At 40.3% G+C, this 13,628-nt stretch carries 15 protein-coding genes; 3 read left to right on the top strand and 12 right to left on the bottom strand.

Annotated elements, in window-relative coordinates; genetic code table 11:
• Positions 1-35: 35 nt before the first annotated feature.
• Positions 36-491: a MarR family winged helix-turn-helix transcriptional regulator gene (locus O3599_RS00920; protein ID WP_371511720.1), complete on the bottom strand. Its 456-nt coding sequence runs from the start codon at positions 489-491 to the stop codon at positions 36-38.
• Between the two features lie 92 nt (positions 492-583).
• On the bottom strand, positions 584-3,085 hold the full coding sequence (gene leuS, locus O3599_RS00915; RefSeq protein WP_371511718.1) for a leucine--tRNA ligase: 2,502 nt from the start codon (positions 3,083-3,085) through the stop codon (positions 584-586).
• A gap of 460 nt (positions 3,086-3,545) precedes the next feature.
• Here leuS and O3599_RS00910 point away from each other — a divergent pair, with 460 nt between their 5' ends.
• The 3 genes from O3599_RS00910 to O3599_RS00900 are packed head-to-tail and all read left to right on the top strand — an operon-like array spanning position 3,546 to position 7,338.
• On the top strand, positions 3,546-4,586 hold the full coding sequence (locus O3599_RS00910; RefSeq protein ID WP_261039930.1) for an ABC transporter substrate-binding protein: 1,041 nt from the start codon (positions 3,546-3,548) through the stop codon (positions 4,584-4,586).
• Between the two features lie 12 nt (positions 4,587-4,598).
• Positions 4,599-5,690 (top strand): ABC transporter ATP-binding protein, encoded by a 1,092-nt coding sequence (locus tag O3599_RS00905; RefSeq protein ID WP_371511715.1) that lies wholly within the window; start codon positions 4,599-4,601, stop codon positions 5,688-5,690.
• Positions 5,680-7,338, top strand: a complete 1,659-nt coding sequence (locus O3599_RS00900) for an ABC transporter permease (RefSeq protein ID WP_371511713.1) — start codon at positions 5,680-5,682, stop codon at positions 7,336-7,338. Before O3599_RS00905 ends, O3599_RS00900 begins: the two co-directional genes overlap by 11 nt.
• A gap of 101 nt (positions 7,339-7,439) precedes the next feature.
• Here the strand turns inward: O3599_RS00900 and O3599_RS00895 are convergent, their stop codons facing one another.
• From O3599_RS00895 to O3599_RS00850, 10 genes are all read right to left on the bottom strand, one after another.
• Positions 7,440-8,132, bottom strand: a complete 693-nt coding sequence (locus tag O3599_RS00895) for a histidine phosphatase family protein (RefSeq protein WP_023946791.1) — start codon at positions 8,130-8,132, stop codon at positions 7,440-7,442.
• Positions 8,133-8,376: 244 nt separating this feature from the next.
• Complete coding sequence (locus tag O3599_RS00890) at positions 8,377-9,714, bottom strand: PFL family protein (protein ID WP_371511711.1); 1,338 nt, start codon at positions 9,712-9,714, stop codon at positions 8,377-8,379.
• A gap of 9 nt (positions 9,715-9,723) precedes the next feature.
• Positions 9,724-9,990: an ACT domain-containing protein gene (locus O3599_RS00885; protein WP_000644120.1), complete on the bottom strand. Its 267-nt coding sequence runs from the start codon at positions 9,988-9,990 to the stop codon at positions 9,724-9,726.
• A gap of 264 nt (positions 9,991-10,254) precedes the next feature.
• Positions 10,255-10,641, bottom strand: coding sequence for a 50S ribosomal protein L17 (gene rplQ, locus O3599_RS00880; protein WP_000331493.1), 387 nt, complete (start codon positions 10,639-10,641; stop codon positions 10,255-10,257).
• An 11-nt stretch (positions 10,642-10,652) separates the two neighbouring features.
• Complete coding sequence (locus O3599_RS00875) at positions 10,653-11,588, bottom strand: DNA-directed RNA polymerase subunit alpha (RefSeq protein WP_000568988.1); 936 nt, start codon at positions 11,586-11,588, stop codon at positions 10,653-10,655.
• A gap of 42 nt (positions 11,589-11,630) precedes the next feature.
• Positions 11,631-12,014: a 30S ribosomal protein S11 gene (gene rpsK / locus O3599_RS00870; protein WP_001118385.1), complete on the bottom strand. Its 384-nt coding sequence runs from the start codon at positions 12,012-12,014 to the stop codon at positions 11,631-11,633.
• 17 nt (positions 12,015-12,031) lie between these two features.
• Positions 12,032-12,397, bottom strand: a complete 366-nt coding sequence (gene rpsM / locus O3599_RS00865) for a 30S ribosomal protein S13 (protein ID WP_000090781.1) — start codon at positions 12,395-12,397, stop codon at positions 12,032-12,034.
• A gap of 17 nt (positions 12,398-12,414) precedes the next feature.
• Positions 12,415-12,531 carry a 50S ribosomal protein L36 gene (gene rpmJ / locus O3599_RS00860; RefSeq protein ID WP_001808836.1) on the bottom strand — a complete coding sequence of 39 codons (117 nt, stop codon included), beginning with the start codon at positions 12,529-12,531 and terminating at the stop codon, positions 12,415-12,417.
• Between the two features lie 24 nt (positions 12,532-12,555).
• Complete coding sequence (gene infA, locus O3599_RS00855; RefSeq protein ID WP_001029883.1) at positions 12,556-12,774, bottom strand: translation initiation factor IF-1; 219 nt, start codon at positions 12,772-12,774, stop codon at positions 12,556-12,558.
• A 116-nt stretch (positions 12,775-12,890) separates the two neighbouring features.
• Positions 12,891-13,529 (bottom strand): adenylate kinase, encoded by a 639-nt coding sequence (locus tag O3599_RS00850; protein ID WP_001050436.1) that lies wholly within the window; start codon positions 13,527-13,529, stop codon positions 12,891-12,893.
• Between the last annotated feature and the right edge of the window lie 99 nt (positions 13,530-13,628).

The raw sequence follows: 13,628 nt of genomic DNA, 5'->3' as shown, positions 1-13,628 counted from the left end.
TACTTAACAATTGTATTTAAAATTTACCGTGACTTTTACCACGGTAATTCTATCCACACCTTTTCAATATCATCCATCAATTTCACAACTGTTTGAAGTTCCACCTCGCTATAGTTGTTTAAAACTGAAAAGATTGATTTTTCAATATGTGCTTGTTGCTCCTTATGGATTTTAAAAACTTCGATGCCTTTTTCAGATAATCTCAAATATTTATTTTTCCCATTATTCGGATCAAAATCAAAAACAACTAAATTTTTTTGAATCAATCTCCTAACACTTTGAGTTATTGCACTTCTTGAAACTTCTAATAATTCAGATAATTTTACTAGATTTAAGGGCTGATTTTCCCCAATCACAACAATCAAATGTACCTCATTCAAAGTAATGGATTTGTCAACACCACTTTTATGTTGATTTTTTTTTAACTGGTCAAACGCTAAAATAAATCTATTGAAACGATTATTAAATGCAATAAATTCTTTTTTATCCATAATCTCTCTTTTCTTTGTTAATCATATTAACAAAACAGAAACTTCCTGTCAAATAAAAAATCCTCCAGATTCTACTCTGAAGGATTCTTATCTTATTTCACAACAATATTAACCAATTTATTCGGTACCGCAATTACTTTTACGATGTCCTTACCGTCAATTTCTGCTTTGACTTTTTCATCAGCTAGAGCAATCTCTTGCAATTCTTCTCGTGATAGGTCTTTAGCGACCATGAGTTTGGCACGGACTTTACCTTTGATTTGGACGACAATTTCGATTTCGTCTTCAACCAATTTGCTTTCGTCCCAAGTTGGCCAAGCCACATAAGAGATTGACTCACCTGTTGCTGCAACTGTTTGCCAGAGCTCTTCTGCCAAGTGAGGCGCAAATGGTGCAATCAATTGGATAAAGCCTTTGGCGTAGTCTGCATAAAGCTTGTCTTCCTTGTTAGCTGCATTGACAAAGACCATAAGTTGGGCAATGGCTGTGTTGAATTTGAGGGATTCGATTTGTTCTGTGACAGCTTTAACAGTTTCGTTGTAAACTTTGTCAAGAGCGCCATTGTTTTCCGCAGCTATTTCTTTACTTGTAATCAAGCGGTAAACACGGTCAAGGAACTTACGGCTTCCTTCCAGACCTTCTTCTGACCAAGCAATCGAAGCATCAAGTGGTCCCATAAACATTTCATAAACACGAAGGGTATCGGCACCGTATTGTTCCACCACATCGTCAGGGTTAACCACGTTCTTGAGCGATTTAGACATCTTAGCTGGCGCTTGCTCCAACTCTTCCCCTGTTTCCATGTGGAAGAAGGAGCCGTCACGTTTTTCAACCTTATCGGTTGCCACAAGAGCCCCACGGTGGTCACGGTAGCTGGTTCCCAATATCATTCCTTGGTTAAAGAGTTTTTGGAATGGTTCCTTAGTTGGAACAACACCGAGGTCATATAGGAATTTGTGCCAGAAACGAGCGTAAAGCAAGTGAAGAACAGCATGCTCTGCACCACCCACGTAGATATCGACTGGCAACCATTGTTTGAGAAGGTCCTCGTCAGCTAATTTCTCTGTGTTATGTGGGTCAATATAGCGGAGGTAGTACCAGCTTGAACCTGCCCATTGTGGCATGGTGTTGGTTTCACGACGACCTTTAACACCATCTTCACGAGTCACTTCAAGCCAGTCTGTCAAGTTAGCTAGTGGACTTTCACCAGTACCTGAAGGACGGATGTCCTTGGTTACAGGCAAGACAAGTGGCAATTCACTTTCAGGGACAGCTGTTGATGTCCCATCTTCCCAATGAATGATAGGAATTGGCTCACCCCAGTAACGTTGACGGCTAAAGAGCCAGTCGCGGAGACGGTAGGTAACCTTCTCTTGTCCACAGCCTTTTTCTTCCAACCAAGCCACAATCTTGGCAATAGCGTCTTCTTTGTTGAGTCCATCTAGGAAGTCTGAATTAACGTGAAGACCATCTTCTGTGTAAGCAGCTTCTTCAACGTTTCCACCTTCAAGTACTTCGACGATTGGAAGGTCAAATTGTTTGGCAAATTCCCAGTCACGTTGATCGTGGGCAGGCACAGCCATGACAGCACCTGTTCCATAACTAGCAAGAACGTAATCCGCAATCCAGATTGGGATTTCCTTACCATTGACAGGATTGATGGCATAAGCACCAGTCCAAACCCCTGTTTTTTCTTTAGCAAGGTCTGTACGAGCCAAGTCTGATTTCAGACTGGCTTGGTGTTTGTAGTCTGCTACTGCTTCTGCTTGCTCTGGACTTGTGATGGCGTCTACTAATTCATGTTCAGGAGCCAGAACGGTGAAAGTCGCACCGAAAAGGGTGTCTGGACGAGTAGTAAAGACTGTAAACTCCTTGTCTGTTCCCTTAACTTTAAAGGTTACATTGGCACCAGTTGATTTCCCAATCCAGTTGCGCTGCATATCCTTGATAGACTCTGGCCAATCTAGTTCATCTAAGTCATTGAGCAAACGTTCTGCATAGGCAGTGATTTTAAGCATCCATTGACGCATCGGCTTACGGACAACTGGATAGCCTCCACGCTCAGATGTTCCATCAGGAAGAACCTCTTCGTTGGCAATGGCTGTTCCCAATTCCTCAACCCAGTTTACTGGTACTTCCGCTTCATAAGCCAAGCCTTTTTCGTAAAGCTTAGTGAAAATCCATTGAGTCCACTTGTAGTAGTTTGGATCTGTCGTGTTAACTTCACGATCCCAGTCATAAGAAAATCCAAGCGCATTGATTTGGCGTTTGAAGTTAGCAATGTTCTCAGCTGTAAATTCTGCTGGGTCATTACCAGTATCCATAGCGTATTGCTCTGCAGGCAAACCAAAAGCATCCCAACCCATTGGGTGAAGGACATTGTAGCCTTGCGCACGTTTGTAACGACTGAGGATATCTGTCGCTGTGTAGCCTTCTGGGTGTCCTACGTGCAGACCCGCTCCAGATGGATAAGGGAACATATCAAGCGCATAAAACTTTGGTTTTGATGCGTCTGTTCCTGTCTTAAAGGTATGATGTTCTGCCCAGTAGCCCTGCCACTTAGGCTCAATTTCTTTATGATTGTAAAAACTCATGGTCTCTCTCCAATTTTGTGATGCTACTATTATACCATTTTTGAGGGAATTTGAAAGACGAGAAATGTTCTTTTGGGCTTGGATGGCAAGAAAGACTGAATAGCAAATCCAGCTTATACTCAATGAAAATCAAAGAGCAAACTAGAAAGCTAGCCACAGGCTGCTAAAAGCACTGCTTTGGGATTGTAGATAAGACTGACAAAATCAGTCACATATATAATCCAAGGCGAAGCTGACGTGGTTTGAAGAGATTTTCGAAGAGTATTATTTAGCAGTATAAAAAATTAGCCCCATTTGGAGCTAACTTCTGTCAATTATTTATTTCTTCCCCCTAGCGTCTTTGACTCATATTCCCAGTTTTAGATTTCTTTAAGGTTTTTATTATATCCTATAGAACTCTGCAAATTATAAATATTAAGCAAGTTGTGGAGCGAAAATGTTCGTAAAAAAGGAGATTCTTATGAAAAAACTACTATTCTTTCTCTCTTGTGGATGGATATTTCTTACTTTATCAGGATGTTCTTCAACAACAGAAGCGGAAACTAACACTGAAACAGATTCGGATAATGCTTTGGTTATCTATTCGCCTAACCCTGAAGACCTTATCGAAGAGACAATCCCTGCCTTCGAAGAAAAATATGGTATTAAGGTTGATTTAGTACAAGCCAGCACGGGTGAATTGTTCAAAAAAGCTGAGGCCGAAAAAGAATCCCCAGTAGCCGATGTCATTTTCGGAGGCTCCTATGCCCTCTTCTCTTCTAACGAAAAACTTTTTGAACCTTATATTTCCCAAGAAAACGACCAGATAATCCCTGAATATCAAAATAAAACTGGATTCTACACGCCTTATACACTTGATGTCAGTGTCATCATTGCCAATTCAGCTCTTACAAAAGATATTAAAATTGAAGGTTACAATGATTTACTCAATCCTAAATTAAAAGGAAAAATCGCTACTGCTGATCCAAGTAATGCTTCTAGCGCCTTTGCACAACTAACAAACATGCTTGTAGACCAAGGTGGATACGAAAATGAACAAGCTTGGACCTATGTGAAAAATCTATTTACCCTAGTAGATGGAAAAATTGCATCTAGCTCTTCAAATGTTTACAAAGCTGTCGCCGATGGGGAAATGGCTGTTGGACTCACCTATGAAGACCCTGCCTTAAAACTCTTAAATGATGGAGTTGATGTAAAAGTCATTTATCCAAAAGAAGGTACCGTCTTTTTACCTGGTAACGCGGCCATCGTCAAAAATGCCAAACACATGGAAAACGCTAAGAAATTTATCGATTTCATCCTTTCTCAAGAAATCCAAGATAAGCTAGGAACTGAAACTACAATCAGACCTATTCGTAAAAATGCTAAAACCAATAAAAATATGAAGGCTATGACAGAAATCAAGATTGCCACCGAAGATTCAGATTATGTCATTAAAAATAAATCCACTATTCTTAAAAAGTACAATGACATTTTTACAGATATCCAATCTAAACAGTAAAAGAGGTTCACTATGAGTGAGATCAAAATTATTAACGCCAAAAAAATCTACCACGATGTTCCTGTTATTGATAATTTAAATATTACAGTTCCCAAAGGAAGTCTCTTTACCATCCTTGGTCCTTCAGGGTGTGGGAAAACGACTCTTCTTCGTATGATTGCAGGTTTCAACAGTATCGAAGGTGGAGAATTTTACTTCGATGATACAAAAATTAATAATATAGAACCCAGCAAACGCAATATCGGGATTGTTTTCCAAAACTACGCTATTTTCCCACATTTGACTGTCCGAGATAATGTTGCTTTTGGTCTTAAGCAAAAGAAGGTTCCAAAAGAAGAATTGATTCAACAAACCAATAAGTATCTTGAACTTATGCAAATTGCTCAATACGCAGATCGAAAACCTGATAAACTCAGTGGTGGACAACAACAACGTGTCGCCTTGGCACGTGCCTTAGCGGTTAATCCAAGTGTTCTCCTCATGGACGAGCCACTTAGTAATCTGGATGCCAAACTTCGCTTGGATATGCGTCAAGCCATTCGAGAAATCCAACACGAAGTGGGAATTACAACCGTCTATGTGACCCACGACCAAGAAGAAGCCATGGCGATTTCAGACCAAATTGCTGTTATGAAAGATGGGGTGATCCAACAAATCGGCCGACCAAAAGAACTCTATCATAAACCAGCTAATGAGTTTGTGGCAACCTTTATCGGACGCACAAATATTATTCCTGCCAATCTTGAAAAACGGAGCGACGGCGCTTATATCGTCTTTTCAGATGGCTATGCCCTTCGAATACCAGCCCTTGATCAGGCTGAGGCACAAGCTATTCATGTAAGCATTCGTCCTGAAGAGTTTATCAAAGATGAATCTGGAGATATTGAAGGAACTATTAGCGATAGCGTCTATCTTGGACTAAATACGGAGTACTTCATCGAGACAGGCTTTGCCTCAAAAATTCAAGTTAGCGAAGAATCAACTTTTGAAGAAGATCTACAAAAAGGCGATCGTATTCGTCTACGAATCAATACTCAAAAATTAAATGTCTTTTCTGCGGATGGTTCCCAAAACCTGATAAAAGGAGTCAACCATGGAACGTAAAAAACTAAATATTTGGACAGCCTCCTCTTTCTTCATCTTTCTTACCTATCTTGTCTTTCTCGTTTATCCTATCGTTACCGTGCTCAAGCAAGCACTTATACATGAAGGACAATTTTCACTAGCTAATTTCGTCACTTTCTTTAGTAAAGCCTACTACTCTGAGACACTCGTCAACAGTTTCAAGGTTTCCATGACCGCTACTGTCACTTCCTTAGTCGTAGGAACCTTATTAGCTTATCTCTTCTCTATGTATGACTTTAAGGGGAAGAAATTTCTACAAATATTAATTATCATTGCTTCCATGTCAGCTCCTTTTGTGGGAGCCTACTCCTGGATTCTCTTGCTGGGACGAAATGGGGTCATTACTAAATTCCTGACAAATGCCCTTCATCTTCCAGCTATCGATATTTATGGATTCAAAGGAATTGTACTTGTCTTTACACTGCAACTATTCCCACTGGTATTTCTATACGTTGCCGGAACAATGAAAAGTATTGACAATTCTCTACTTGAAGCTGCTGAAAGCATGGGGTCCTTCGGATTTAAGCGTATCGTAACAGTTATTTTACCTCTCCTAGTTCCAACCTTACTAGCTGCTGCCCTGCTTGTATTTATGAGGGCATTCTCAGACTTTGGAACGCCTATGTTGATTGGTGAAGGATATCGGACTTTCCCTGTCCTGATTTATACCCAATTTATTAGCGAGGTTGGAGGAAATTCTGCCTTTGCATCTGCTTTAGCAGTTATGGCGGTTATCATCGCCTTGGTGATTTTCCTTATCCAAAAATACATCTCAAACCGCTACAGTTTCAGCATGAATTCGCTCCATCCAATCGATCCTAAAAAAACTACAAAAGGAAAAATGGCTGCCATTTATGCAACAGTCTACGGAATTATCTTATTCTCTGTTCTACCTCAAGTCTACTTGATTTATACTTCTTTCCTAAAAACATCAGGTATGGTATTTGTCAAAGGCTATTCTCTAAACAGTTACAAGGTAGCTTTCAATCGTATGGGGTCTGCTATTTTCAATACCATTCGTATCCCTTTGATTGCCTTAGTTCTAGTTGTCCTATTCGCAACATTTATCTCCTACCTAGCCGTTAGAAAACGGAACTTGTTTACAAACTTAATTGACAGCCTCAGTATGGTCCCTTATATTGTACCAGGAACCGTTCTAGGGATTGCCTTCATTTCTTCCTTCAATACTGGTCTATTTGGAAGTGGATTTCTTATGATTACAGGGACAGCTTTCATCTTGATTATGTCCCTATCTGTCAGAAGATTACCGTATACTATTCGCTCATCTGTTGCTAGTTTGCAACAAATAGCACCAAGTATTGAAGAAGCCGCGGAAAGCTTAGGAAGTAGTCGTCTCAATACCTTTGCCAAGATTACAACTCCAATGATGCTATCTGGTATTATTTCTGGAGCTATCCTATCTTGGGTTACAATGATTTCAGAACTCTCTACTTCTATCCTCCTCTACAATGTCAAAACAAGAACAATGACTGTAGCCATTTATACAGAGGTTCTCAGAGGGAATTACGGTGTAGCCGCAGCCTTGTCAACTATCCTGACTGTTCTAACAGTAGGTTCCTTGCTCTTGTTTATGAAAATCTCTAAAAGCAATAGCATTACACTTTAGTTTTCCCCATCAAAAACAGCCGAAAGGATTACTTCGGCTGTTTTTTCTTATTTTGATATTCCTACTAGATTCCTAGTTCATTGCAAGCAAGTCTAGACTAATTAAATAGAGACTTCCTCCATCTTCTCACGTCCTAGTTGTCGGTAACTACTGTCACCGACAACTTCTACGCTAAACTGGCCGTCCTCATATTCAAGTATCGTCACGCTACCATTATCGAGACCATGCGGATGCATGCCATTAATCAGATACACAATGGTTCCAATGGTCATTCCGTGGCTCACGACTAGGGCATTGCCCCCACCTTGCTCTTCCATTTCTTTGGCAATCGCTTCAAAACCTTCCTTGATTCGGCCACTGAGTTTTTCCCATCCTTCAGCCCAACCAGCTGTATCGACCTCTACCAACCCCTCAGCCAGTTCAGCATAAGACAATTGGTGAACATGATCCACATTAAAGATACGAGGAATAATGCCCATGAAAAGATCACCATCATAAGCTCCGTCAAAGCTACCAAAACACCATTCTCTGATACGTTTGTCCATGCGATAAGGGATTTTCCCCTGCAAACCAAGTTCTTCAAGAATAATTCCCATTGTCTGAATGGTGCGGCCAGAATCACTGGAATAAGCGCGATCAAACTGTAGACCAGATTCTCGCAAACCGATTCCTAATTCTTGAATCCCTCGCTCACCTTCAGCCGTTAAAGGAGTATCGCTCCAACCTTGCGCGCGACCAATCGTGTTAAACATAGTCTTGCCATGACGTACCAAATACAATCGTACTTTTACCATTTTCCGTCCTCCGTTTGCTTCTATTATATCATGGATGATAAAACAAAAGCCACCCAGACAGGTGACTTTTGCAGGAGATTATTATGAAAAAGTTTAGGAGTTCTATTAAATAAAGATATTAGATGAAAATCAAATTCAAACTAAATCAGTGTTATCTGTTTCAAATAATATTAGGAGGTCTTTATTTAATGATTATAGTATACACATCCAACCTTAAATAGAACTTAAAATTTCTCCTATTTTCTTAATTTTTAAAACTATGAATTGGTGCTGGGATTTGTCCCCCACGAGAAATGAAATCGACAGACGAAGCCCCATTGACTTTCATAACAGGTGCAGTTCCTAATAGGCCACCAAACTCAATCATATCTCCTTCTTTTCCTTTTGGAATGATACGAACAGCCGTTGTCTTCATGTTAATGACACCAATTGCAGCCTCATCCGCAATCATAGCTGCAATGGTTTCAGCAGGAGTATCTTCTGGGATGGCAATCATATCCAAACCAACGGAACAGATAGCCGTCATAGCTTCTAGTTTTTCCAAATTAAGAGAGCCATTTTGCACTGCAGCAATCATTCCTTCATCCTCTGAAACAGGGATAAAGGCACCAGACAAACCACCAACTTGGTTGCAAGCCATAACTCCGCCCTTCTTAACTTGGTCGTTCAAGAGAGCCAAGGCAGCCGTCGTTCCATGCGTACCAACTGTCTCTAGCCCCATTTCCTCAAGGACACGTGCCACAGAGTCTCCAACTGCAGGTGTTGGTGCCAAACTCAAGTCCACAATACCAAACTCCACACCCAGTCTCTCACTGGCCATTTGACCAACCAATTGACCGATACGAGTGATTTTAAAGGCAGTTTTCTTGACTGTTTCTGCTACTACATCAAAGCTCTGTCCACGAACTTTTTCCAAGGCACGTTTCACCACACCAGGACCAGAAACTCCGACATTGATGATAACATCTGCCTCCCCAACACCATGGAAGGCACCCGCCATAAATGGATTGTCCTCAACAGCATTAGCGAATACAACCAACTTAGCTGCCCCCATATCAGATAGAGTTGCCGTTTCCTTGATAACTCGTCCCATATCTGCGACAGCCGTCATATTGATACCAGACTTGGTTGAGCCTATATTGACTGACGAGCAGACCTTATCCGTTTCAGCCAAAGCACGAGGAATAGAATTGATAAGAATCTCATCTCCCTTTTGATAACCCTTTTGTACCAAGGCTGAAAAACCACCAATAAAGTCCACACCAATCTCTTTCGCAGCCTTATCAAGTGCTTTTGCCAGAACCACATAGTCTGTCGCATCTGTCGCCGCCCCAATCAGAGAAATAGGAGTCACCGATACACGCTTATTAACGATTGGAATCCCCAACTCAGCCGCAATTTCATCGCCAACAGCCACTAATTTAGCTGCCTTGGTCCTAATCTTTTGATAAATTTTCTCCGCAGCACGATTGATATCCGGATCGATACAGTCCAATAGGGAAATCCCCATGGTAATAGTTCTGATATCGAAGTTTTGCTCCTCAATCATGGAGATGGTTTCAGTAACTTGTCTAATATCCATGTGCACCTCCTAGATATTATACATAGCTTCGAAAATCGCTGCACTCTGAATGTTGATTTTCACATTCAAAATTTGCCCAAAAGCTTCAAATTCATTACGAAGACGTGTAAAATCTTGCTTTTCATCACTAGAGACGACAGCCATCATCGTGAAATATTCATCCAAGACAGTTTGAGAGATATCATCAATATTCAAACCCAATTCTGCTATTTTACCAGAAACACCTGCAACAATTCCAGATTTATCTTTACCAACAACAGTTATAATCGCTTTCATAAGCAAACTCCAATTCTTCTTTTAATAGGAAACCTGAACATTAAACAGGATTCTTTTCAAATAGTATAGCATAATTCTAACTAAAATACTCAAAAACGCCTGCTTACGAAGTTGTTCTTAAGAAAAAAACAATTTCGTAAACAAGCGTCTACTATCCCAACTTATGATGAGTGTTCCCGCTAGGACCGAAATCCTAGCGGTAGACCAGAGCTAGACTAAGAGCACAAGACTCCATCATCATAACACTCAACAAAATTGATGATTTTATACTAATTCGATGATCGCCATTGGCGCTGCATCACCACGACGTGGTTCAGTTTTAAGGATACGAGTGTATCCACCGTTACGTTCAGCATAACGAGGTGCGATTTCTGAGAACAATTTTTGAAGTGCTGTAGTAGAAGTGTACTTATCAGTTGCTTCATCATAGTTTTCAGATGCGATTTCATTACGTACGAAAGCAGCTGCTTGACGACGTGCATGCAAATCACCACGTTTACCTAGAGTAATCATTTTTTCAACAGTTTTACGGATTTCTTTAGCACGAGCTTCAGTTGTCACGATTGATTCGTTGATCAAAAGGTCAGTTGTCAAATCGCGAAGCATTGCTTTACGTTGTGAGCTAGTGCGTCCTAGTTTACGGTAAGCCATTTATTCCTCCTTTATTTATCTTTTAATCCAAGACCCAAATCAATGAGTTTGAGTTTCACTTCTTCCAAACTCTTGCGTCCAAGATTTCGTACTTTCATCATCTCTGCTTCAGATTTTTCTGTCAAATCATGCACAGTATTGATACCGGCACGTTTCAAACAGTTGTATGAACGCACAGACAAGTCCAGTTCCTCAATCGTACGATCCAAAATACGGTCGTCAGATTCAGTATCAGCTTCTTTCATCACTTCAGTTGACTTAGCAATCTCAGTAAGATTTGTAAACAAATCAAGATGTTCTGTCAAAATACGTGCTGAAAGCCCTAAAGCATCTTCTGGAATAATTGTTCCATTTGTCAAGATTTCAAGGGTTAATTTGTCAAATCCATCATTGCTACCTACACGAGCAGGTTCCACTTGATAGTTGACTTTTGTAACTGGTGTATAAATAGAATCTACAGCAAGTGTTCCAACTGGTGCATTATCCTTTTTATTTTCATCAGCAGGTACATATCCACGACCACTGTTAACAGTCATAGTCGCTTTTAGAGAAGAACCTTCACCGATTGTAAAGAGATAATGATCTGGATTTACAATTTCAATATCGCTATCTGTCAAAATGTCACCAGCTGTTACTTCAGCAGGACCTTCAACATCTAGTTCGATGATTTTTTCGTCTTCAACGTACGATTTCACTGCAATTCCTTTAATGTTCAGAATGATTTGCATCACGTCTTCACGAACACCTGGAACTGTGTCAAACTCATGTAACACACCATCAATATTGATAGATGTCACAGCTGCTCCTGGTAGAGAAGCTAGAAGTACACGACGAAGAGAGTTACCAAGAGTTGTACCGTAGCCACGTTCAAGTGGTTCGATTACAAACTTGCCATAATCTTTATTTTCATCAATTTTTGTTATATTTGGTTTTTCAAACTCGATCATTTAGTTACTCCCTCTTAAACGAAAAGCAGTGTAATGCGATGATTATACACGGCGACGTTTTGGAGGACGAGCACCATTGTGTGGCACTGGAGTCACATCACGAATTGCTGTTACTTCAAGACCAGCGGCAGCAAGCGCACGAATAGCTGACTCACGACCAGAACCTGGACCTTTTACAGTAACTTCAACTGATTTAAGACCGTGTTCTTGTGCAGATTTAGCAGCAGCTTCAGAAGCCATTTGAGCAGCGAATGGTGTAGATTTACGAGAACCTTTGAAACCAAGAGCACCAGCTGATGACCAAGCAATTGCATTACCATGCACATCAGTAATCATAACAATAGTGTTATTAAATGTAGCGTGAATATGAGCAATACCAGATTCGATATTCTTTTTCACACGACGTTTACGTGTTGGTTTAGCCAAGACTTTTACCTCCTATATTATTTTTTCTTACCAGCAATCGCAACAGCTTTACCTTTACGAGTGCGAGCGTTGTTTTTAGTGTTTTGTCCACGGACAGGAAGTCCACGACGGTGACGGATACCACGGTATGAACCGATTTCCATCAAACGTTTGATGTTCAAGTTTACTTCACGACGAAGGTCACCTTCAACTTTGATTGCATCCACTTCACGACGGATAGCATCTTCTTGATCTGATGTAAGATCACGTACACGAACATCTTCTGAGATTCCAGCAGCAGCCAAAATTTTCTTAGATGTTGCAAGTCCGATACCATAAACATAAGTCAATGAGATTACTACGCGTTTGTCATTTGGAATGTCAACTCCAGCAATACGAGCCATGTTTTCTCCTTTCTATCTTATCCTTGACGTTGTTTGTGTTTTGGATTTGCTGGGCAAATTACCATAACACGACCATTACGACGAATAACTTTACAGTATTCGCAAATTGGTTTGACCGATGGTCTTACTTTCATTTCTTATCCCTCCAAGTTTTTCGATTATTTAAAGCGGTAAGTGATACGTCCACGTGTCAAGTCATATGGACTCATTTCGACAGTAACACGATCTCCCGCTAAAATACGAATATAGTTTTTACGAATTTTACCAGAAACTGTTGCTAAAATCTGATGTCCATTTTCAAGTTCAACCGTAAACATTGCATTCGGCATTGTATCAACTACTTTGCCTTCAACTTCAATCACATCGTCTTTTGCCACGCAAAAGCACCTCCATAAATTTCGATTCGATGCCTCTAGACACAGAGACAACAATTATAAGTCAGACTATCTCAGTATAACATTTGTAGCGGATTTTTGCAAGTGTAAAAAACGCTTTATTTCAAATTTGTCAATACTTTTTCGATATCTGAGAAGACATCATTGATATCTTGATTACCTTCGATGTCATGAACCAAACCTTTGGCACGGTAGTGAGCAATGATTGGTTCCCCTTGAGCAATATTCACATCCAAACGACGTTTGACTGTCTCGGGCTTATCATCTTCACGTTGGTAGTAATCTTCTTCTTTATAGTCAACTGGTGGGTTAAAGACCTTGTGGAAAGTTTCTCCAGTTACGCGGTGGATAATACGGCCACTCAAACGTTCCAAGAGGCTGTCTGGATTCACTTCGATGTTGATAACACCTTCCAGTTCGATGCCAAGTTCAGCCAATGTTTTGTCCAAGGCATGAGCTTGTTCGATTGTACGTGGGTAACCATCCAACAAGAATCCTGTTTCTTTAATATCATCTTGTGAAAGACGTTCTTTTACGATTCCATTTGTAACTTCATCAGGAACCAATTCACCCTTGTCAATGTATGACTTAGCAAGAACACCCATTTCAGTTTGATTTGCCATAGCAGCGCGGAACATATCACCTGTTGAGATATGTGCAACATGGAATTGTTCTACGATTTTTGCTGCTTGAGTTCCCTTACCTGCACCAGGTAAGCCCATAATCAAAAGATTCATGATTTGATCTCCTTATTTTATTTTTAAATAGAAGCAAAAAGTCTTTTCACCCCTATTTAAAAACAAAATAGAAGAGGGGAGACCAAACTCTCACAAATG

It is taken from the genome of Streptococcus sp. 27098_8_103 (assembly GCF_041432345.1).
Taxonomy (GTDB): Bacteria; Bacillota; Bacilli; order Lactobacillales; family Streptococcaceae; genus Streptococcus; species Streptococcus mitis_BV.
The sequence above is the reverse complement of the archived record's forward strand: the minus strand, read 5'-3'. Positions and strand labels throughout refer to the sequence as shown.

Coding starts and splice junctions, on each gene's coding strand:
- O3599_RS00920 (WP_371511720.1), bottom strand. CDS start 491: ATGGATAAAAAAGAATTTATTGCATTTAATAATCGTTTCAATAGATTT.
- leuS (WP_371511718.1), bottom strand. CDS start 3,085: ATGAGTTTTTACAATCATAAAGAAATTGAGCCTAAGTGGCAGGGCTAC.
- O3599_RS00910 (WP_261039930.1), top strand. CDS start 3,546: ATGAAAAAACTACTATTCTTTCTCTCTTGTGGATGGATATTTCTTACT.
- O3599_RS00905 (WP_371511715.1), top strand. CDS start 4,599: ATGAGTGAGATCAAAATTATTAACGCCAAAAAAATCTACCACGATGTT.
- O3599_RS00900 (WP_371511713.1), top strand. CDS start 5,680: ATGGAACGTAAAAAACTAAATATTTGGACAGCCTCCTCTTTCTTCATC.
- O3599_RS00895 (WP_023946791.1), bottom strand. CDS start 8,132: ATGGTAAAAGTACGATTGTATTTGGTACGTCATGGCAAGACTATGTTT.
- O3599_RS00890 (WP_371511711.1), bottom strand. CDS start 9,714: ATGGATATTAGACAAGTTACTGAAACCATCTCCATGATTGAGGAGCAA.
- O3599_RS00885 (WP_000644120.1), bottom strand. CDS start 9,990: ATGAAAGCGATTATAACTGTTGTTGGTAAAGATAAATCTGGAATTGTT.
- rplQ (WP_000331493.1), bottom strand. CDS start 10,641: ATGGCTTACCGTAAACTAGGACGCACTAGCTCACAACGTAAAGCAATG.
- O3599_RS00875 (WP_000568988.1), bottom strand. CDS start 11,588: ATGATCGAGTTTGAAAAACCAAATATAACAAAAATTGATGAAAATAAA.
- rpsM (WP_000090781.1), bottom strand. CDS start 12,397: ATGGCTCGTATTGCTGGAGTTGACATTCCAAATGACAAACGCGTAGTA.
- rpmJ (WP_001808836.1), bottom strand. CDS start 12,531: ATGAAAGTAAGACCATCGGTCAAACCAATTTGCGAATACTGTAAAGTT.
- O3599_RS00850 (WP_001050436.1), bottom strand. CDS start 13,529: ATGAATCTTTTGATTATGGGCTTACCTGGTGCAGGTAAGGGAACTCAA.